At 53.6% G+C, this 20,913-nt stretch carries 15 protein-coding genes; 7 read left to right on the top strand and 8 right to left on the bottom strand.

What is annotated here, in order from left to right:
* Positions 1-18 precede the first annotated feature (18 nt).
* Positions 19-591 (bottom strand): peptidylprolyl isomerase A, encoded by a 573-nt coding sequence (gene ppiA / locus ACLJZ5_RS10980; RefSeq protein WP_000920478.1) that lies wholly within the window; start codon positions 589-591, stop codon positions 19-21.
* Between the two features lie 276 nt (positions 592-867).
* On the opposite strand from ppiA, the gene tsgA reads away from it, so the two are divergent.
* The 7 genes from tsgA (at position 868) to ACLJZ5_RS10945 (ending at position 14,075) form a co-directional block, all read left to right on the top strand.
* On the top strand, positions 868-2,049 hold the full coding sequence (tsgA, locus tag ACLJZ5_RS10975; RefSeq protein WP_000185267.1) for an MFS transporter TsgA: 1,182 nt from the start codon (positions 868-870) through the stop codon (positions 2,047-2,049).
* Between the two features lie 264 nt (positions 2,050-2,313).
* Complete coding sequence (gene nirB, locus ACLJZ5_RS10970) at positions 2,314-4,857, top strand: NADPH-nitrite reductase large subunit (RefSeq protein WP_000049247.1); 2,544 nt, start codon at positions 2,314-2,316, stop codon at positions 4,855-4,857.
* A complete protein-coding gene (gene nirD / locus ACLJZ5_RS10965) occupies positions 4,854-5,180 on the top strand; it encodes a nitrite reductase small subunit NirD (protein ID WP_000084817.1) in 327 nt (108 codons plus the stop codon). The genes nirB and nirD overlap by 4 nt, the downstream gene beginning before the upstream one ends.
* A 182-nt stretch (positions 5,181-5,362) precedes the next feature.
* Entirely contained in the window at positions 5,363-6,172 is an 810-nt protein-coding gene (nirC, locus tag ACLJZ5_RS10960) for a nitrite transporter NirC (RefSeq protein ID WP_000493576.1), read from the top strand.
* 11 nt (positions 6,173-6,183) lie between these two features.
* Complete coding sequence (gene cysG, locus ACLJZ5_RS10955) at positions 6,184-7,557, top strand: siroheme synthase CysG (RefSeq protein ID WP_000349896.1); 1,374 nt, start codon at positions 6,184-6,186, stop codon at positions 7,555-7,557.
* Between the two features lie 337 nt (positions 7,558-7,894).
* A complete protein-coding gene (locus ACLJZ5_RS10950; protein WP_080151943.1) occupies positions 7,895-13,711 on the top strand; it encodes an autotransporter domain-containing protein in 5,817 nt (1,938 codons plus the stop codon).
* 193 nt (positions 13,712-13,904) lie between these two features.
* Positions 13,905-14,075: a YhfL family protein gene (locus ACLJZ5_RS10945; protein WP_000472323.1), complete on the top strand. Its 171-nt coding sequence runs from the start codon at positions 13,905-13,907 to the stop codon at positions 14,073-14,075.
* Positions 14,076-14,219: 144 nt separating this feature from the next.
* On the opposite strand, the gene trpS is transcribed toward ACLJZ5_RS10945, so the two are convergent.
* The 7 genes from trpS to aroK all read right to left on the bottom strand — a co-directional run bounded on the left by trpS (position 14,220) and on the right by aroK (position 20,721).
* Positions 14,220-15,224 carry a tryptophan--tRNA ligase gene (gene trpS / locus ACLJZ5_RS10940; RefSeq protein ID WP_000165562.1) on the bottom strand — a complete coding sequence of 335 codons (1,005 nt, stop codon included), beginning with the start codon at positions 15,222-15,224 and terminating at the stop codon, positions 14,220-14,222.
* Positions 15,217-15,975, bottom strand: coding sequence for a phosphoglycolate phosphatase (gph, locus tag ACLJZ5_RS10935; RefSeq protein ID WP_000359652.1), 759 nt, complete (start codon positions 15,973-15,975; stop codon positions 15,217-15,219). The genes trpS and gph overlap by 8 nt, the downstream gene beginning before the upstream one ends.
* The gene (rpe, locus tag ACLJZ5_RS10930; RefSeq protein ID WP_000816286.1) at positions 15,968-16,645 is read right to left on the bottom strand and encodes a ribulose-phosphate 3-epimerase; all 678 of its coding nucleotides are present in this window, start codon (positions 16,643-16,645) and stop codon (positions 15,968-15,970) included. Before rpe ends, gph begins: the two co-directional genes overlap by 8 nt.
* A 17-nt stretch (positions 16,646-16,662) precedes the next feature.
* A complete protein-coding gene (dam, locus tag ACLJZ5_RS10925; protein ID WP_000742132.1) occupies positions 16,663-17,499 on the bottom strand; it encodes an adenine-specific DNA-methyltransferase in 837 nt (278 codons plus the stop codon).
* A gap of 180 nt (positions 17,500-17,679) precedes the next feature.
* Positions 17,680-18,957, bottom strand: coding sequence for a cell division protein DamX (gene damX, locus ACLJZ5_RS10920; RefSeq protein ID WP_024798063.1), 1,278 nt, complete (start codon positions 18,955-18,957; stop codon positions 17,680-17,682).
* 97 nt (positions 18,958-19,054) lie between these two features.
* Positions 19,055-20,143 carry a 3-dehydroquinate synthase gene (gene aroB / locus ACLJZ5_RS10915; RefSeq protein ID WP_024798064.1) on the bottom strand — a complete coding sequence of 363 codons (1,089 nt, stop codon included), beginning with the start codon at positions 20,141-20,143 and terminating at the stop codon, positions 19,055-19,057.
* Between the two features lie 56 nt (positions 20,144-20,199).
* The gene (gene aroK / locus ACLJZ5_RS10910; RefSeq protein WP_000818621.1) at positions 20,200-20,721 is read right to left on the bottom strand and encodes a shikimate kinase AroK; all 522 of its coding nucleotides are present in this window, start codon (positions 20,719-20,721) and stop codon (positions 20,200-20,202) included.
* Between the last annotated feature and the right edge of the window lie 192 nt (positions 20,722-20,913).

The following is a 20,913-nucleotide window of genomic DNA, read 5'->3' as shown; positions in this document are numbered from 1 at the left end:
CGCCCGCGCAGGCATGTTTTATGGCAGGACTTTCGCGGAAAGGATAACGACTGGTTTTGTCGGCACATTCTGATAAGGCCCGACATCGTGCGTCGGTACCTGTGAGATTTTATCGGCGACATCCATACCTTTTACCACTTTACCAAATACCGCATAGCCAAAGTCGCGCTGGCCGTGGTCGAGAAAAGCGTTATCCGCGACGTTAATAAAGAACTGGCTGGTGGCGCTGTCTTTATCTGCGGTGCGCGCCATCGCGATCGTGCCGCGAGTATTACGCAGACCGTTGTCGGCTTCATTCTTAATCGGCGGATTCGGTTTCTTCTGCTGCATCTGCTCGTTAAAACCACCGCCCTGAATCATAAAGCCAGGAATAACGCGGTGAAACGTAGTGTTGTTATAGAAACCACTGTTGACGTAATCGACAAAGTTTTTCACAGAAACCGGCGCTTTCTGGCTGTTCAGCTCCAGCTCAATATTCCCGGCGGAGGTGGTTAACAGCACATGAGGATCGCCTTTTGCTGCCAACGCTGCGGGAGAAAGAGCAGAAAGAGCGAAAACAGCTGCGACAGCCGCCAGAGTCGATTTGAGCATGAGATTTCCTTAAAGAGAGCAGAAATAAAGCAAGTGGAATGATTTTAAAGAGCCTTCCTGGGCCAGGCCAGCCCTTTACCTAATTTTACGTATATGAAACAAATGTAACGTTACGACGCAACGCCGTATTCTTGCAATATGATGTGACAAACATCACATTAAAAAATGCAATGAACATTACTATCACTAATAATTATTTAAATGCATCACAAAAGCGCCTAAAATCTGCCCGCTTAACGCGCCCTCCACGCGCTTCACTTCTCTTCAAGGCCAGACATGACTAACAGCAACCGCATCAAGCTCACATGGATCAGCTTTCTTTCCTACGCCCTGACCGGGGCGCTGGTGATTGTCACCGGGATGGTGATGGGAAATATCGCAGACTATTTTCAGCTGCCCGTTTCCAGCATGAGTAACACCTTTACTTTCCTGAACGCCGGGATTTTGATCTCGATCTTCCTCAACGCGTGGCTGATGGAAATCATCCCGCTGAAAACACAGCTACGCTTTGGTTTTATCCTGATGGTGCTGGCGGTGGCCGGGCTGATGTTCAGCCACAGCCTGGCGTTGTTCTCAGCGGCGATGTTTGTGCTGGGGCTGGTCAGCGGGATCACCATGTCGATTGGCACCTTCCTGATTACGCAACTGTATGAAGGGCGTCAGCGCGGTTCCCGACTGCTGTTTACCGACTCCTTCTTCAGCATGGCGGGAATGATTTTTCCTATGGTCGCCGCCTTCCTGCTGGCGCGTAGTATTGAGTGGTACTGGGTCTACGCCTGTATCGGCCTGGTCTACCTGGCGATTTTCATCCTGACCTTCGGCTGTGAATTTCCGGCGCTGGGTAAACATGCGCAGCACTCTCAGGCACCTGTCGTCAAAGAAAAATGGGGCATTGGCGTACTGTTTCTCGCCGTCGCCGCGCTGTGCTATATCCTCGGTCAATTAGGCTTTATCTCCTGGGTGCCGGAATACGCCAAAGGCCTCGGCATGAGCCTGAATGACGCCGGGGCGCTGGTGAGTGATTTCTGGATGTCCTATATGTTTGGCATGTGGGCGTTCAGCTTTATCCTGCGCTTTTTCGATCTGCAACGCATTCTGACCGTACTGGCGGGTATGGCGGCGGTACTGATGTATCTGTTTATTACCGGCACGCAGGCGCATATGCCGTGGTTTATCCTGACGCTGGGCTTCTTCTCCAGCGCCATTTATACCTCCATCATTACGCTGGGATCGCAGCAAACGAAAGTGGCCTCGCCTAAGCTGGTTAACTTTATTCTGACTTGCGGCACTATCGGAACGATGCTGACCTTCGTCGTCACCGGCCCGATTGTGGCGCACAGCGGCCCACAGGCGGCGTTACTCACCGCGAATGGTCTGTATGCGGTGGTCTTTGTGATGTGCTTTGCGCTCGGCTTTGTATCCCGTCATCGTCAGCATAGCGCGCCGGCTACGCATTGATAATCATTGCCGGATAAGGCGACGTCGCCCTCCGGCACTCTACCCCCCCTCCTGACGAGGTAGGCCTGTTGGTCTAAAAACCCCTCATTTTGTATGTTATTTGTACAAACCTGAAAAACCTGACAATTCCGTCACTTATAAAAATCCAGACAAATCAGCCATATACCCATTAAGAGGTATATAAAGGTGAATTTGATTTACATCAATAAGCGGGGTTGCTGAATCGTTAAGGTAGGCGGTAATAGAAAAGAAATCGAGGCAAAAATGAGCAAAGTCAGACTCGCTATTATCGGTAATGGTATGGTCGGCCACCGCTTTATTGAGGATCTCCTTGATAAATCCGACGCTAGCCTGTTCGACATTACCGTGTTCTGTGAAGAACCCCGTAAAGCCTATGACCGTGTCCACCTGTCATCCTACTTCTCTCACCACACCGCGGAAGAGCTCTCTCTGGTGCGTGAAGGATTTTACGAGAAGCACGGCGTGAAGGTACTGGTTGGCGAACGCGCAATTACCATTAACCGTCAGGAGAAAGTGATTCACTCCAGCGCGGGTCGTACCGTTTATTATGACAAGCTGATCATGGCGACCGGTTCATATCCGTGGATTCCGCCGATTAAAGGCTCCGAAACCCAGGATTGCTTCGTTTACCGTACCATTGAAGACCTCAACGCCATTGAAGCCTGCGCCCGTCGCAGCAAGCGCGGGGCGGTGGTCGGCGGCGGTCTGCTGGGGCTGGAAGCCGCTGGCGCGCTGAAAAACCTCGGCGTGGAAACGCACGTCATTGAATTTGCGCCAATGCTGATGGCGGAACAGCTCGATCAGATGGGCGGCGAGCAGCTACGTCGCAAGATCGAAAGCATGGGCGTGCGTGTACACACCAGTAAAAACACGCAAGAGATTGTTCAGCAGGGTAACGAAGCGCGTAAGACTATGCGTTTTGCCGATGGCAGCGAGCTGGAAGTCGATTTTATCGTCTTCTCTACCGGTATTCGCCCACGCGACAAGCTGGCTACCCAGTGTGGTCTGGCCGTCGCGCAGCGCGGCGGGATCGTGATTAACGACACCTGCCAGACGTCCGACCCGGATATCTACGCTATCGGCGAGTGCGCCAGTTGGAACAACCGCGTTTACGGTCTGGTAGCACCAGGTTATAAAATGGCCCAGGTCGCCGTTGACCATATCCTCGGCAGTGAAAACGCCTTTGAAGGCGCGGACCTCAGCGCCAAGCTGAAGCTGCTGGGCGTGGACGTCGGCGGCATCGGCGACGCGCATGGCCGCACGCCGGGCGCGCGTAGCTACGTTTACCTCGATGAAAGCAAAGAAGTCTACAAACGTCTTATTGTCAGCGAAGATAACAAAACGCTGCTCGGCGCAGTACTGGTCGGCGACACCAGCGATTACGGCAATTTGCTGCAACTGGTACTGAACGCCATCGAACTGCCGGAAAACCCGGATTCGCTGATTCTGCCGTCGCACGCGGGCAGTGGTAAACCCGCTATCGGCGTGGATAAACTGCCGGACAGCGCGCAGATCTGCTCCTGCTTCGATGTGACTAAAGGCGATCTGATCGCCGCTATCAATAAAGGCTGTCATACCGTGGCGGCGCTGAAAGCGGAAACCAAAGCCGGAACCGGCTGCGGCGGCTGCATCCCGCTGGTGACGCAGGTACTGAACGCCGAACTGGCGAAACAGGGTATTGAAGTCAACAACAACCTGTGCGAGCACTTTGCTTATTCTCGTCAGGAACTGTTCCACTTAATCCGCGTGGAAGGTATCAAAACCTTTGAAGAACTGCTGGCGAAACACGGTAAAGGCTACGGCTGCGAAGTGTGTAAGCCGACCGTCGGTTCGCTGCTGGCGTCGTGCTGGAACGAATACATCCTCAAACCGCAGCACACGCCGCTACAGGATACTAACGACAACTTCCTGGCGAATATCCAGAAAGACGGTACTTACTCGGTGATCCCGCGCTCGGCGGGCGGTGAAATCACCCCGGAAGGTCTGGTGGCCGTGGGGCGTATCGCCCGCGAGTTTAACCTCTATACCAAAATTACCGGTTCTCAGCGTATCGGTCTGTTTGGCGCGCAAAAAGACGATCTGCCGGAAATCTGGCGTCAACTGATTGAAGCCGGTTTCGAAACCGGTCACGCGTACGCCAAAGCGCTGCGGATGGCGAAAACCTGCGTCGGCAGCACCTGGTGCCGCTACGGCGTGGGCGACAGCGTCGGTTTCGGCGTCGAGCTGGAAAACCGCTACAAAGGCATTCGTACCCCGCACAAAATGAAATTCGGCGTCTCCGGCTGTACCCGTGAATGTGCGGAAGCGCAGGGCAAAGATGTGGGTATCATCGCCACTGAGAAAGGCTGGAACCTGTACGTCTGCGGTAACGGCGGGATGAAACCGCGTCATGCGGATCTGCTGGCAGCCGATCTCGATCGCGACACGCTGATCAAGTACCTCGACCGCTTTATGATGTTCTACATCCGTACCGCCGATAAGCTGACGCGTACCGCGCCGTGGCTGGATAACCTGGAAGGCGGCATCGAGTATCTGAAATCGGTCATCATCGACGACAAGCTGGGCCTGAACGAACATCTGGAAGAAGAGATGGCGCGCCTGCGTGCAGCGGTGGTCTGCGAGTGGACAGAAACCGTTAACACGCCAGCGGCGCAAGTTCGCTTTAAGCACTTTATCAACAGCGACAAACGCGACCCGAACGTCCAGGTTGTGCCTGAACGTGAACAGCATCGTCCGGCCACGCCGTATGAACGTATCCCGGTCACTCTGGTGGAGGAAAACGCATGAGTCAGTGGCAAAACATCTGCAAAATCGATGACATCCTGCCGGGAACCGGCGTCTGCGCGCTGTCAGGCGGCGAACAGGTGGCGATTTTCCGTCCTTACCATAGCGATCAGGTGTTCGCGATCAGCAACATCGACCCGTTCTTTGAGGCCAGCGTGCTGTCTCGTGGACTGATTGCGGAACACCAGGGCGAACTGTGGGTCGCCAGCCCGTTGAAAAAGCAGCGCTTCCGCCTGAGCGATGGTTTGTGCATGGAAGACGAACAGTTTTCTGTGAAACAGTACGACGCGCGGGTAAAAGACGGCGTGGTGCAGTTGCGCGGTTAATTATTTTTGGGAGGCGCAACGCCTCCCCTTTTTTGACGTATTTGTAGGTCTTTTATTGGTAGGCCTGATAAGCGTAGCGCCATCAGGCAATTGCAAAAGCACATTGCCGGATGGCGGCATAAATGCCTTATCCGGCCTACGGTTACGATTTTTTTTATTTTTTGTACTTCAAGGATAATCAAATGTTTACAGACACTATCAATAAGTGTGCGGCTAACGCTGCGCGCATCGCACGCCTGTCGGCGAATAATCCGCTCGGCTTCTGGGTCAGTTCGGCAATGGCCGGGGCTTATGTCGGTCTCGGCATCATTCTTATTTTCACCCTCGGCAATCTGCTCGACCCGTCCGTGCGTCCTTTGGTGATGGGAGCGACCTTCGGTATCGCCTTAACACTGGTGATTATTGCCGGTTCCGAACTGTTTACCGGCCACACCATGTTCCTGACGCTGGGCGTCAAAGCTGGCACCATCAGCCACGGTCAAATGTGGGCTATCCTGCCGCAAACCTGGCTTGGCAACCTGGTCGGCTCCGTCTTTGTCGCCCTGCTTTACAGCTGGGGCGGCGGCAGTTTGTTGCCGGTCGATACCAGCATCGTTCACTCAGTCGCGTTGGCGAAAACCACCGCGCCCGCCACGGTACTGTTCTTCAAAGGCGCGCTGTGTAACTGGCTGGTTTGTCTGGCAATCTGGATGGCAATCCGCACCGAAGGCACGGCGAAATTTCTTGCTATCTGGTGGTGCCTGCTGGCGTTTATCGCTTCCGGCTACGAGCACTCCGTCGCGAATATGACGCTGTTCGCCCTCTCCTGGTTTGGTCATCACAGCGACGCTTATACCCTGTCCGGAATCGGACACAACCTGTTATGGGTCACTCTGGGTAATACTTTGTCCGGCGTCGTGTTCATGGGATTGGGTTATTGGTATGCTACGCCGAAATCGGAGCGTCCTGTTCCGCAAAAAACCAACCAAATTAAGGTTACAGCCAACCATTAAGGGGTAATGTCGTGGACCATTTGCCTATATTTTGTCAATTACGCGACCGCGACTGTCTGATCGTCGGCGGTGGCGATGTCGCAGAACGCAAAGCACGGTTATTGCTGGAAGCAGGCGCACGTTTAACGGTCAATGCGCTCACCTTTATTCCACAGTTCACCGTATGGGCAAATGAAGGCATGTTGACTCTGGTTGAGGGACCGTTCGACGAAACGCTTCTCGACTCGTGTTGGCTGGCGATCGCGGCCACCGACGACGATACCGTCAACCAGCGCGTCAGCGACGCGGCGGAGTCACGCCGTATCTTCTGCAACGTGGTGGATGCGCCGAAAGCCGCCAGCTTTATCATGCCCTCCATTATTGACCGCTCGCCGCTGATGGTCGCCGTCTCCTCGGGCGGCACTTCCCCGGTGCTGGCGCGTCTGCTGCGCGAGAAACTGGAATCGCTGCTGCCGCAGCATCTGGGGCAGGTCGCGCGCTATGCCGGGCAACTCCGCGCCCGAGTGAAAAAGCAGTTTGCCACGATGGGCGAGCGTCGTCGCTTCTGGGAAAAATTTTTCGTCAATGACCGGCTGGCGCAGTCGCTGGCGAATGCCGACGAGAAAGCGGTTAACGCGACAACCGAACGCCTGTTTAGCGAACCGCTGGATCACCGTGGCGAAGTCGTGCTGGTCGGCGCCGGGCCGGGCGATGCCGGACTGCTGACGCTGAAAGGGTTACAACAAATCCAACAGGCGGATATCGTGGTTTACGATCGCCTCGTCTCCGACGACATTATGAACCTGGTACGCCGCGATGCCGATCGGGTCTTTGTGGGGAAACGCGCGGGTTACCACTGCGTCCCACAGGAAGAAATCAACCAGATCCTGCTGCGTGAAGCGCAAAAAGGTAAACGCGTGGTACGCCTGAAAGGCGGCGATCCCTTTATCTTTGGTCGCGGCGGCGAAGAGCTGGAAACGCTGTGTCATGCCGGTATTCCTTTCTCGGTAGTGCCGGGGATTACCGCGGCTTCCGGCTGCTCCGCCTACTCCGGTATTCCGCTAACCCATCGCGATTACGCCCAGAGCGTACGTCTGGTCACCGGTCACCTGAAAACCGGCGGCGAGCTGGACTGGGAAAACCTGGCGGCAGAAAAACAGACGCTGGTGTTCTACATGGGGCTTAATCAGGCAGCGACTATCCAGGAAAAACTGATCGCATTCGGTATGCAGGCCGATATGCCGGTTGCGCTGGTAGAAAATGGTACCTCCGTGAAGCAACGCGTCGTCCACGGTGTGCTGACGCAGCTCGGTGAATTAGCGCAACAGGTTGAAAGCCCGGCGCTGATTATCGTTGGCCGGGTCGTTGGCTTACGCGATAAATTAAATTGGTTCTCTAATCATTAATTAAAATAAAGCCCTGTTATTCAGGGCTTTATTTTACAACCACTCGTAATCTCAAATTATTTTTACTTAAAAGTTAATTAAGCAATCCATTTTAAATACATCAGGCGAATTTAAATAGTAACAATATTGCGTAAAAACCCTTTCATTCGTCAAATTCACCCATCATTCATTCACTCAACAAATAATATCGTTAAGCATTCAATTTGACCTGACCTGGTTATCGGGTGATAAAATAAACACTAAAGCATAATTTTTCTTCTGGCCGTTTCATCACTGCCCGTATCTCTATCTGCATATATTTAGTACGCAAGGAAAATATTAATTAAGGATGAACCCTATGCAAAAGAAAAAAATTATTTCTATCGCTATCGCTATCGCGCTACAAAGTTATTACATTCCGGCCATCGCCGCAGAAAATAACGATGATGAAAAAGAATGTCCCAGTAATATCTCCTCCCTGCCTAAAGAAAAACGCGCAAAACTCTCACCGACCTGCCTTGCTACTTTACCTGAAAATGATAATCACTGGGGCTGGGTTGCTGGCGGCGTTGCTGCACTGGTCGCAGGTGTGGCTATTGGCGTTGAAAATAACGGTGGCGGAGATTCCACTCATTCTTATACCCCCCCTACGCCCGACAATGGAGGCAACGTCACTCCGCCCGACGATGGCGGCGATGATGATGTAACCCCACCCGACGATAGCGGCGATGACAATGTAACCCCGCCTGACGATAGCGGCGATGACGATGTGACCCCGCCCGACGATGGCGGCGACGATGATGTAACCCCACCCGACGATAGCGGCGATGACGATGTGACCCCGCCCGACGATAGCGGCGATGACGATGTGACCCCACCCGATGATAGCGGCGATGACGATGTGACCCCGCCTGATGATAGCGGCGATGACGATGTGACCCCGCCTGACGATAGCGGCGATGACGACGACACGCCCACAGATAATTCTGTTACTACCTTCAGCAACGGCGTCACCATCGATAAAGGCAAAGACACCCTGGCCTTCGATAGCTTCAAACTGGATAACAGCAGCGTTCTCGAGGGCGCCGTGTGGGGTTATTCAAAACAGGATGACCAGTGGCAGCTCACCACCCCGGACGGTAAAACTCTGAACGTCACCGGCTGGGACGTGACCGACGCCAATGCCGCCGTGATTGAAGGCACCCAGGAAAACGGTCTCTACTGGAAGTACGACAGCCGGGGCTATCTGATCCTTGCCGACGATAAAACCACAGTTATCAGCGGCGATGACCAATCGAATACCTCCGCTCGCGGCATGGATATCAGCGGCCAGGGTCGCACCGGCGTGATTATTTCCGGCGATCGAACCGTCAACACGCTCACCGGGGACTCCAGTGTGGCCGACGGCGCCACCGGCATGGTTATCTCCGGCGAAGGCACCACCAACACCATTTCGGGCCACTCAACGGTGGACAACGCCACCGGCGCGCTGATTTCCGGCAGCGGCACTACCACCGATTTCGCCGGTGACATTACCGTGAGCGGCGGCGGCACCGCCATCATCATCGACGGCGACAACGCCACGATTAAAAATACCGGTACTTCTAACATCAGCGGCGCAGGCTCCACTGGCACCGTCATTGACGGCAATAACGCCCGCGTCAACAACGACGGTGATATGACCATCACCGACGGCGGCACCGGCGGCCATATTACCGGCGACAACGTGGTTATCGATAACGCCGGGAGCACCATCGTCAGCGGCGCGGACTCTACGGCGCTATATATCGATGGCGACAACGCGCTCGTTATCAACGAAGGTAATCAGACTATCTCTGGCGGCGCCGTCGGTACGCGCATTGACGGCGACGACGCCCATATCGCCAATACCGGCGATATCACCGTGGATGGCGCGGACTCTGCCGCCGTAGTTATCAATGGCGACAACGGCAGCCTGACCCAGGCGGGCGATCTGCTGGTCACCGACGGCGCGATGGGCATCATCACCTACGGCACCGGAAATGAAGCAAAAAATACCGGCAACGCCACCGTGCGCGATGATAATTCCGTGGGTTTTGTGGTCGCAGGGGAACAAAACACCCTCAAAAACAAAGGGAATATCGACGTTAGCCTGAATGGTACAGGTGCGCTGGTGAGCGGTAATACGTCACAGGTGACGCTGGATGGCGATATTAACGTTATTTCCGCGCAGGACAGCGATGACGTATTCCGGGGCGCGACGGGCGTAAACGTGAGCGGCGACAGCAATACCGTTGCTATCACAGGCAATGTGAATATGAGCGCTGAGTACGAACAGGATTCTCTGATCGCCAGCGATACCCCGCTAACCGGTGTCGCCGTCAGCGGTACCAACAATGATATCACGCTTGATGGTGGGCTTAATATTGATGTTAACGACCAATCCACCGTCAGCGGGCAGTATCTGGACGTTACCGGTTTAAACGTGACGGGTGATGGCAACAACGTAGATATCAGTGGCGGTATCAACATTACTCATAACGACAGTCCGGACAATGACGACATCACCGTCATGGGTATCAATATCGACGGCAACAGCGAAGTCACGCTGAGCGGCCACTCTACGGTGGATACGTCCTCAGTAATGGGCGGCAACGTCATACTGGCGCAAGTCAACAACGGCGGTTCCCTGATACTGGATGACGATTCCGCTATTGATATTAATGCCGATTATATTAACACCAGCGCTTACACCGACAATGCGCTATTAATCGCGGACGGCGAAGATTCATCTATTGTAAGCCAGGCCGATATCACAAGCTTCGGCGTGTACTCGATTATGCGCACCAACAATGGCGCAGATATCAGCAATAGCGGAAATATTCTCATCTATGCAACCAGTAACAGCAGCGGCGATGACCGTACCGCCGTTACCCGCGCCGAGGGCGCGGGTGCAATGATTCATAACCAGTCTGGCGGCGATATCACTATCATATCCAACCAACATCCATCAGGAAGTGGCGGCATGGCCACATACCCGGTGAAATGGTACTCCCACACCTTCTACGCAATGCTGGCGACAGGAAAAGGCGGTGGCGACGTCATTAACGATAAAGGCGCAACCATTCATTTACAGGGTGCAGGCGTGTATGGCGTTAGCGCCACTAAAGGAACGGCGTTAAACGAAGGCGATATTTATCTGGACGGCTTTGTCCCGACGCTGGATGACGAAAACAACATTACCAGTACAAGTTACTGGTCACCATTGCAGCTCTATCTCACCAGTACAGGCATGGTAGCAGGCTCAACAGACGGTGATGGCGACGCCACAGCCACCAATACCGGTACCATTAACGTCAATAACGCCGGGTTCGGGATGATGGCGCTCAACGGCGGCACCGCCATTAACCAGGGCATCATTAACCTCACCGCCGATGAGGGCGTCATGCAAACCGATGACAACCAACTGGTAGGCATGGCAGCGCTCAATGGTGGGACCGTCATCAACGATACCACCGGCATTATTAATATTGACGCAGATTATGGTAAGCCTTTCCTGACTGACAGCAACAGCACCGTGGTTAACTACGGCACCGTGTGCTTTGACAGTAACTGCCAGAATAGTGACCAGTACAACCCGACCGACAGCAATGTTTCTGTCGCTTATGTTGATGGTGACACCCTTGCCGCCGCAGGCACAAGCACAACGCTTGATAATAGAGCCGTGGTGACAGGAAACGTAAACAATGCCGGAGAAACCAGCGGGGAGACAATTACGATCCGGAATAACGGCACGCTTATCAATAACGACAGCGGCGTTATTAATAACAACACTATAATATCCGGTAATCTCATCAATGATGGCACCATAAACGGCACACTGACGCAAAATGGCGGTAAAATCGTAAACAACGGCACCATTGATAGCCGCAGTTTGACCAACAATGGTACGTTAACGAATGGCGCAGACGGCACGATGACTTCCGGCGCAAAAGTGACCGGCACTGACAGCGCAATTATCAACGACGGTACGTTCTCTCTTGGTTCTGCAACCGATGCTCAAAATGCGTCCATGCTGGAAATCAATGATTTCGCACAATTCTTTAATACCGGTACGTTAATCCTTGATAACAATAAAAATGCCATTCACCTGAATGCAAACAACGGAACGTTGTACAACACAGGGACGATGGAGATAACGGCCAATTCCAATAAAGGGGCGATTAACTATTGGGGCGCAGGCGCAACATTCATCAACGATGGAACGGTAAATGCCTCCACGGCGGTGCTGGCTTATGCAGGCGGTGGGGCAGGCAACGCTCCGGACAAACACGGTTTCTTCTGGAACCAGTCAAACGGCGTCATCAACTACGATGCGGATAATGGCCGCGCAGTCGATTTCTCCGCCTATAACAATTATGTGGCGGAAAACGACGGCACCATGAACATTAGCGGTAATAACGCGTATGGCATGTATGGCGGCAAGAATGCGCAACTGGTCAACAACGGTACGATTAATCTGGGTACAAAAGGCACCACCGATACGGGCATGGTGGCGATGGCGCTGGATAAAAATGCCACCGCTGCCGCGGTCATTGAGAACAACGGCACGATTAATATTTATGCCAGTAACTCTTACGCATTTAGCGTCGCTGGCGCAGGTCATGTGGTCAATAACGGTACGGTCGTCATTGACGATAACGTGACGAGTTCCGGCCTCATTAAACAGGGTGACAGCGTTAACGTCGAAGGGACAAACGGCAATAACGGCAACAGCGACGAGGTGCATTATGCCAACTATACGTTGCCGGACACACCTGTTGAACCTGAGAGTAACGCAGTCTCCAGCGCCACCGCAGGCGGCTCAACCAACGCGTCCAACAACCTGTCCGGCTACGTGGTCGGCACCGGCGCCGACGGCAGCGCCGGTAAGCTCAAGGTCAGCAACGCCAGCATGAACGGCGTGGAAATCAACACCGGCTTTGCCGCAGGCACCGCCGACACCACCGTCAGCTTCGACAACGTGGTCGAAGGCAGCAACCTGTCTGACGCCGGCGCTATCCAGTCCACCACCGTGGTGTGGAACGCGCAGGGAAGCCAGGACAGCGACGGCAACGTTGACGTCACCATGACCAAAAACGCCTATGCCGATGTCGCAACCGACGCCAGCGTCTCCGGCGTGGCGAGTGCGCTCGACGCCGGTTACACCAACAACGAGCTGTATACCAGCCTCAACGTTGGCACCACCGCCGAACTGAACAACGCTCTGAAACAGGTCAGCGGCGCTCAGGCCACCACCGTGTTCCGCGAAGCGCGCATCCTCAGTAACCGCTTTAACATGCTGGCCGACGCGGCCCCGCAGATTAAAGACGGCCTGGCGTTTAACGTAGTGGCGAAAGGCGACCCGCGCGCTGAACTGGGCAACGACACTCAGTACGACATGCTGGCGCTGCGCCAGAAGCTGGATTTGACCACAAGCCAGAATCTGACGCTGGAGTACGGTATTGCGCGTCTGGATGGCGACGGTTCGAAAACCGCGGGCGATAACGGCCTGACCGGCGGCTACAGTCAGTTCTTCGGCCTGAAGCACAGCATGGCGTTTGATGAAGGTCTGGCGTGGAATAACAGCCTGCGTTATGACGTGCATAACCTGGACAGCAGTCGCTCCGTCTCGTATGGCGACACCAACAAGGTGGCGGATTCCGACGTACGTCAGCAGTACCTTGAGTTCCGCAGCGAAGGGGCAAAAACCTTCACTCTGATGAGTGATACGCTGAAAGTCACGCCGTATGCCGGGGTGAAATTCCGTCACACCAAGGAAGATGGCTACAAAGAGCGCAGCGCCGGAGATTTTAACCTGTCCATGAACTCTGGCAACGAAACGGCGGTGGACTCTCTTGTCGGCCTGAAGCTGGATTACGCCGGGAAAGACGGCTGGAGCGCCACCGCTACCCTGGAAGGTGGCCCGAACCTGAGCTACAGCAAGAGCCAGCGTACAGCGTCATTACAGGGTGCGGCGGGTCAATCGTTCGGCATAGATGACGGTCAAAAAGGCGGCGGAGTTAATGGCCTGGCAACCATCGGCGTGAAATATAGCAGCAATGATACTGCGCTACATCTGGATGCGTACCAGTGGAAGGAAGACGGTATCAGCGATAAAGGCTTTATGCTTAACGTTAAGAAAACATTTCGTTAAATAAACGACATTATATAACACTAATACAGGCCGCTTATTATTAAGCGGCCTTTTTTAAATCAGATTTCCAGGTAAAGATGAAGTCCTTATTTGGACTACCTGCATGGTTTATTAATTGCTATCGTACTATACGCTAAATAGATCTTATATTTATTCCACCATTAGTGTTCGTTTTATCAACAAGGATTTTGACATGTTCAAATTTGTAAAAATTGCCGTTGTGGCAGGGGTTCTGGCAACGCTCACCGCCTGTACTGGTCATATCGAAAACAAAAAAAACAACTGCAGCTACGATTATTTGCTGCACCCTGCAATTTCTATTTCTAAAATTATTGGTGGTTGCGGCCCGGCTGCCGATCAATAATAGAAACGACTGCGCAGATACAAAAAAACCGGGATTTTCCCGGTTTTTTTACAGGTCTGATAAACGGTACGGCGCAGATGCCTTGTCCAACTTACGCTCGTTTGTAGGCCCGATAAGCTCGCGCCATCGGGCACGCAATACCCCTTACGGTTTCGCCACAAAGCCAATGGCTTCGTAAACGGCTTTCAGCGTTTCGGCCGCACGTGCGCTGGCTTTTTCCGCCCCGTCTTTCATCACCTTCTGCAAGAACGCTTCGTCGTTGCGGAAACGATGATAGCGCTCCTGCAACTCAGACAACATTCCGGAAACCGCCTCCGCCACTTCGCCTTTCAAATGGCCATACATTTTACCTTCAAACTGTTTTTCCAGTTCAGGAATGCTCTGACCGGTCACGGCGGAAAGAATATCCAGCAGGTTAGAGACACCCGCTTTCTCTTTCACATCATAACGCACTACCGGCGGCTCGTCGGAGTCAGTGACCGCTCGTTTGATTTTCTTCACTACCGATTTCGGATCTTCCAGCAGGCCGATCACGTTATTACGGTTATCGTCCGATTTGGACATTTTCTTTGTCGGCTCCAGCAGCGACATCACGCGCGCGCCGGATTTTGGAATAAACGGTTCCGGTACTTTGAAAATATCGCCATACAGCCCGTTGAAACGCTGGGCGATATCGCGGCTCAGTTCCAGATGCTGCTTCTGATCTTCGCCTACCGGCACCAGATTGGTTTGGTACAACAGGATGTCTGCCGCCATCAGCACCGGGTAATCAAACAGGCCGGCGTTAATGTTTTCCGCATAGCGCGCAGATTTATCTTTAAACTGCGTCATACGGCTCAGCTCGCCGAAATAGGTATAGCAGTTCAGCGCCCAGCCAAGCTGCGCATGTTCCGGCACATGGGACTGAACGAAAATAGTGCTCTTTTCAGGATCAATACCACATGCCAGGTACAGCGCCAGCGTATCCAGCGTCGCTTTACGTAGCTGCTGCGCGTCCTGACGCACGGTAATAGCATGTTGGTCTACGATGCAGTAGATGCAATGATAGTCATCCTGCATGTTTACCCACTGACGCAATGCCCCCATATAGTTGCCAATGGTCAATTCACCTGAGGGCTGTGCGCCACTAAAAACGATGGGCTTAGTCATTTTTTATTTCCTGGTTATCGCTATGCGGAAGCCCAAGTGCGGGCAAAAGATCGTTAAAACTGTCATAAATGACGTCCGGCTCGCTAAGAGCGATCGCTTCGCCATAATTGTAGCCGTATGTCAGGCCAACCGAAGGGCAGCCCGCCGCTTTTGCAGCCTGAATATCATTACGCGAATCGCCGACAAAAAGCATCTGCTCCGGCATCATGCCCAGCCGGCTTGCCACCAGCAACAGCGGCTCCGGATGCGGCTTCTTATTTTGCACATCATCGCCGCCGATAACCACACTAAAGTATTTGGCGATATCAAGCGATTCCAGCAACGGCGCGACGAACGGCGTCGGTTTGTTGGTCACCAAACCTAATGACAATCCGCTGGCGTGCAGCGCGCCCAGCGTGTCGGCGACATGCGGAAATAAAAAGGTGCCTTCTTCCGCCACTTCGCCATAATACCTGTCGAACAATTTACGCAGAATGCGTACCTGTTCCTCGGCAGGAATATCTTCATCAACGGGCGGTTTCCCCATCGTCTTACGCAGCGTGGCGCGCTCCTCGCGAGCCCAGGTCAGCGCGCGTTCCATCAATACGTCTGCGCCGTTACCAATCCAGGTAATCACGCGCTCCTCGCCCGCGACCGGCAGTTCCAGCGCATACAGCGCCATATCCACCGCCGCGGCAAGACCCGGCGCGCTATCCACCAGCGTGCCGTCAAGATCAAAGGCGACGCCCCGAATATTCTGCAACTTATCCATGACTTACCTTTGCCAGCTCACTGCGCATTTCATCAATCACTTTTTTGTAGTCGGGCTTATCGAAAATTGCCGACCCCGCAACAAACATGTCCGCGCCTGCTGCGGCGATCTCGCCGATATTGTTCACCTTCACGCCGCCATCCACTTCCAGGCGAATGTCGTAACCGGACGCATCAATGCGGCGTCGCACTTCGCGCAGTTTATCCAGCGTCTGCGGAATAAAAGACTGGCCGCCGAAGCCTGGGTTCACGGACATCAGCAGGATCACATCCAGTTTGTCCATGACGTAATCGAGATAACTGAGCGACGTTGCCGGGTTGAATACCAGCCCCGCTTTACAGCCGTGTTCTTTAATCAACTGTAGCGTGCGGTCAACATGTTCGGAGGCTTCCGGGTGAAAAGTAATGATGCTCGCGCCAGCGGCGGCAAAGTCGGGCACGATACGGTCGACTGGCTTGACCATCAGGTGGACATCAATAGGCGCGGTAATACCGTACTGACGCAGGGATTTCAGCACCATCGGGCCGATAGTCAGGTTCGGCACATAGTGATTATCCATGACGTCAAAGTGTACAACATCAGCACCGGCAGCCAGCGCTTTGGCGGTGTCTTCACCCAGGCGAGCAAAATCAGCCGACAGAATTGAGGGGGCAATCAAATACTGTTTCATCCGCTTCTCCTTGAGAATTATTTTCTTGCAGGCGTTGCGACTCCTGGTTGGTACAGAGCCAGCAGTTCGTCCACCTTTTTACGTGTGCCGCCGTTGCTGCTTATACTGCGTCTAACTTTGACGACATGCAATTTTGCGAGTTGATACCACTCGCGTGTGAGCGCCGTATCATGGTTGGAAATGAGCACCGGTATCCGGTTACTGACCAGATTCTCAGCGATTTCCGCCAGATGCGCTTGTTGCGTCAGGCTAAAACTATTGGTGTGATACGCTGTGAAGTTAGCCGTGGCGGACAACGGCGCATAAGGCGGATCGCAATAGACCACCGACGACTTGTCCGCACGCGCCATACTGTCTGCGTATGACTCACAGTAAAAGAACGCATTCTGCGCTTTTTCTGCAAAGTGGTACAACTCCGCTTCCGGGAAGTAAGGTCTTTTATAACGACCAAACGGTACATTAAATTCCCCGCGCAAGTTATAGCGACAGAGTCCGTTATAACCGTAGCGGTTCAGATATAAAAACAGTACCGCCCGACGAAAGGGGTCCTGGCAGGTGTTGAACTCCTCACGGAGTTGGTAATAGACCTCAGCCTGGTTAGTTTCAGGCATAAACAGCTCGCGCGAAGCCTGTACGTACTCGTCAGTACGTAACTTCACGATGTTATAGAGGCTAATAAGGTCGCTGTTGATATCGGCGAGGATATAACGAGAAAAGTCGGTGTTAAGAAACACCGATCCGGCACCCACAAAAGGTTCGACAAGGCACTCGCCTTTTGGCAAATGTCGTTTGATATCATCAAGCAGAGGGTATTTTCCCCCTGCCCACTTCAAAAAAGCGCGATTTTTTTTCATGCTGACTAACTAATTACACCTTCTCCGGCTGTGGAGAAAGCTCCGACAGCATCCTGCGCTTTAGGCTGTGCCGCGTTGCTTTACGGCGCATTTGGCGATAGCAAATGCGCCCCTCGCGCCTGTCCTGAACAAAAATAGCTGTCAGCGACACTCACAGGCAATTGCAGGACACAGCCTGGATTATTTCAGATCGGCCTGAACCTGATGCAACGGTTTTGCCCACGGGTTTTTCGCCTGCACATCGGCAGGTAAGGTGGACACCGCACGTTTAGCATCTTCTTTCGAAGCATACATCCCCGTTACCAGCACATACCACGGTTGTCCATTACGCGTCGTCTCGTATACCACATAATTTTTCAGGTTCTCTTTCTTCGCCCAACCGTTCAGGTTGTCGTAATTTGAAGAACTACTGAGCTGCAATGTGTAGTGGCTGGATGGCGCGCTCTTTAACGCGCCAACGTTGCCGGCGCTTTTCCCGCCGCCTGCGACAGGCGTTGTCGAGGCTTGCGCTGGCTTCGCGGTTTGTACCGGCGCAGTGCTTGCCGTCGCTGTCGGCGCAGCCGTCGTGGTGGTCGCTTTCGGCGTCGCGGCTGGCGCTGCCGGTTCCGTGCGTTTCACTGGCGCGACCGGTTTCTTCGGTTCCGCAGTGGTGGTTTTCGCCGTGGTCTGCGGTTTCTTAGGTTCAATGACGGCCTGTTTACGTTCCGGACGCGTGGTATGACGCTCACCAGGTTCGCTAACCGCCGCCTGACGCGTCGTGCTGCCATTGCGAACTGGCGCGACGGTTGCAGGCTCTGTCGGCAACGTAGAGTTCACCGCAACATTGTTCATCTGCTCTGGATTCTGCGTCAGCGCATTATTCAGATCGCCCTGCACTTCCACGCGCTGCTGACCGTCAGCGACCACAGGCGATTGTCCCTGCGTCGGCGTTGAAGAAATCGGCGGCAACGAAATATCCTGCGACGTATTGCCCGCGGTTTGTTCTGCGGAGGTGGCGCCCGGCGCAGGCTGGGTCGCATTCGCCTGATCGGCGGCGTTACCGGAAAGATCGATACTCTTTTCGCCAGAGGCCGACGGCTCGCTGGAAGACGTTGAGGGGGCTTTCAGCGCGGAGCCGATACCGATAATCAATAGCAGCAGCACCAGTACGCCAACGCCCATCATCATGTACTGACGAGAGGCTGGCTTATGGGCCGTCTTTTTACGCTTACGTGGGCGGCGTTCAACACGCTCTTCGTCCACCGTATCGTCTTCATCGGATTCGTACTCTTCTTCAACTTCAGGTTCTTCACTACGCGCTTTACGCGTACGCGTCGGACGGCGATCGTCGGCATCCAGATCAACGTCATCAAAGTTGATCTGCGGCTCATTATCGCGTTCTGAAGATTGACGAGAACGACCAGTACGACGATCGCTGGGATCGGGTTTCAGCTCGTCTTCTGGTTTGAATTCATCCATTTAACACCCCACTCAAAGGTTAATGCTTACGACATTGCACATAACCTGAAGCTAAAAGACTGACATCTACGCAATATCAGTCTGACCTTTCTTGTTGTTACGCCTGCTGACAGTCAGCAATCGCGCTAAGAACGACTTCGTGCGACACTCCGCCGCGCACTTCACTTTTCCCTATGGCCAGCGGAAGCACTAAACGCAGCTCCCCCGCTAACACTTTTTTATCTCGCAGCATGTGCGGCAAATAGTCCTGCGCGGACATCTCGCAAGGGCCATTGACTGGCAACCCGGCCCGTTCGAGTAGAGCGATGATGCGCTGCGTATCAGCAGAACTGAACTGCCCCAAACGCTCGGATGCGCGCGCAGCCATCACTATACCTGCGGCAACGGCTTCACCATGTAACCAATTGCCATATCCCATTTCCGCTTCAATGGCGTGGCCAAAGGTATGTCCAAGATTCAGTAAAGCACGTAAGCCCGCTTCACGCTCGTCGGCGGCAACAACTTCGGCTTTCAGCTCGCAACAACGACGAATACAGTACGCCATCGCCGGGCCGTCCAGACGCAATAGCGCATCCAGATTATCCTCAAGCCAGGTGAAGAAGTCTGCGTCGAGTATAATGCCGTATTTGATCACCTCTGCCAGTCCCGATGCCAGTTCGCGTGCGGGAAGCGTTTTCAGGCAATCAAGATCGACGATCACAGAAGCGGGTTGGTAAAACGCGCCAATCATGTTTTTGCCAAGGGGATGGTTGACGGCGGTCTTCCCGCCCACGGAAGAATCAACCTGCGACAGTAAGGTAGTTGGCACCTGGATGAAACGAACGCCTCGCTGGTAGCTGGCCGCCGCAAAACCGGTAAGATCGCCAATCACGCCGCCGCCAAGCGCGACCAGCGTGGTATCACGACCATGCGGTTTTTTCAGTAACGCCGTAAACACCGTATCCAGCACCGTCAGGCTCTTATACTGCTCGCCGTCAGGAAGAATCACGCTGTCTACGTTAACGCCCGCCCGTTCGAGTACGCCGCGAACCTTGTCCAGATAAAGCGGCGCCAGGGTTTCGTTGGTCACTAACATGACCTGATCGCCTGATTTCAGCGGCAAGAATGAAGCTGGTTCGTTAAACAAACCAGCCGCGATGGTGATCGGGTAACTACGTTCCCCGAGAGTGACTGTAATCCTCTCCATGACGCGACATCCACCTTAGTTACTTGTGCCCGCTTACCCAGCGTATTCTGCTTGAATTAGTTGCTTTCCAGCATATGAATAATCTGGTTTGCCACAACCTTAGCGCTTTGATCGTCGGTGCGAATGGTGACGTCGGCAATCTCTTCGTACAGCGGATTGCGTTCGTTAGCCAGCGCTTCCAGAACTTCGCGAGGCGGCGCTTCAACCTGCAACAGCGGGCGTTTTTTATCACGCTGCGTGCGCGCCAGTTGTTTTTCGATGGTCGTTTCAAGGTAGACCACGACGCCACGCGCGGAGAGACGGTTACGCGTTTCACGCGATTTTACAGAGCCACCGCCGGTTGCCAGCACAATACCCTGTTTTTCCGTCAATTCGTTGATAACTTTTTCTTCACGATTACGGAAGCCGTCTTCACCTTCAACATCGAAGACCCAGCCCACATCAGCTCCGGTTCGTTTCTCAATCTCTTGATCAGAATCGTAAAATTCCATATTGAGTTGTTGAGCTAACTGGCGCCCAATAGTGCTTTTTCCGGCACCCATAGGCCCAACCAGAAAGATATTGCGTTTCTCTGCCATTTTTTCGGTACTACTAAGACTATTCGTTAATGGTAAACCCGCTTCACAGACACCCAGCGCAGCAGGACATGAACTGAAACCTCATAAGATATTGCGAGAGTCAGACTGAAAATTATCTCAATACTCAAGCGGGTTTGGCAACTGAATAAATCACCAAGCCTGATTGTTGCAAAACCCGAGTTAGCGTTGCCG

Origin of the sequence: Salmonella sp. 5800 (genome assembly GCF_046558195.1) — a bacterium.
In the GTDB taxonomy this organism is placed as follows: Bacteria; Pseudomonadota; Gammaproteobacteria; order Enterobacterales; family Enterobacteriaceae; genus Salmonella; species Salmonella enterica.
Note: the sequence above shows the minus strand (reverse complement) of the source record. Positions and strands in the feature narration are given on the sequence as shown.

What these genes read in the sequence shown, in the direction of transcription:
- ppiA (WP_000920478.1), bottom strand. Translation starts at nt 591, where the DNA reads ATGCTCAAATCGACTCTGGCGGCTGTCGCAGCTGTTTTCGCTCTTTCT.
- tsgA (WP_000185267.1), top strand. Translation starts at nt 868, where the DNA reads ATGACTAACAGCAACCGCATCAAGCTCACATGGATCAGCTTTCTTTCC.
- nirB (WP_000049247.1), top strand. Translation starts at nt 2,314, where the DNA reads ATGAGCAAAGTCAGACTCGCTATTATCGGTAATGGTATGGTCGGCCAC.
- nirD (WP_000084817.1), top strand. Translation starts at nt 4,854, where the DNA reads ATGAGTCAGTGGCAAAACATCTGCAAAATCGATGACATCCTGCCGGGA.
- nirC (WP_000493576.1), top strand. Translation starts at nt 5,363, where the DNA reads ATGTTTACAGACACTATCAATAAGTGTGCGGCTAACGCTGCGCGCATC.
- ACLJZ5_RS10950 (WP_080151943.1), top strand. Translation starts at nt 7,895, where the DNA reads ATGCAAAAGAAAAAAATTATTTCTATCGCTATCGCTATCGCGCTACAA.
- ACLJZ5_RS10945 (WP_000472323.1), top strand. Translation starts at nt 13,905, where the DNA reads ATGTTCAAATTTGTAAAAATTGCCGTTGTGGCAGGGGTTCTGGCAACG.
- trpS (WP_000165562.1), bottom strand. Translation starts at nt 15,224, where the DNA reads ATGACTAAGCCCATCGTTTTTAGTGGCGCACAGCCCTCAGGTGAATTG.
- gph (WP_000359652.1), bottom strand. Translation starts at nt 15,975, where the DNA reads ATGGATAAGTTGCAGAATATTCGGGGCGTCGCCTTTGATCTTGACGGC.
- rpe (WP_000816286.1), bottom strand. Translation starts at nt 16,645, where the DNA reads ATGAAACAGTATTTGATTGCCCCCTCAATTCTGTCGGCTGATTTTGCT.
- dam (WP_000742132.1), bottom strand. Translation starts at nt 17,499, where the DNA reads ATGAAAAAAAATCGCGCTTTTTTGAAGTGGGCAGGGGGAAAATACCCT.
- damX (WP_024798063.1), bottom strand. Translation starts at nt 18,957, where the DNA reads ATGGATGAATTCAAACCAGAAGACGAGCTGAAACCCGATCCCAGCGAT.
- aroB (WP_024798064.1), bottom strand. Translation starts at nt 20,143, where the DNA reads ATGGAGAGGATTACAGTCACTCTCGGGGAACGTAGTTACCCGATCACC.
- aroK (WP_000818621.1), bottom strand. Translation starts at nt 20,721, where the DNA reads ATGGCAGAGAAACGCAATATCTTTCTGGTTGGGCCTATGGGTGCCGGA.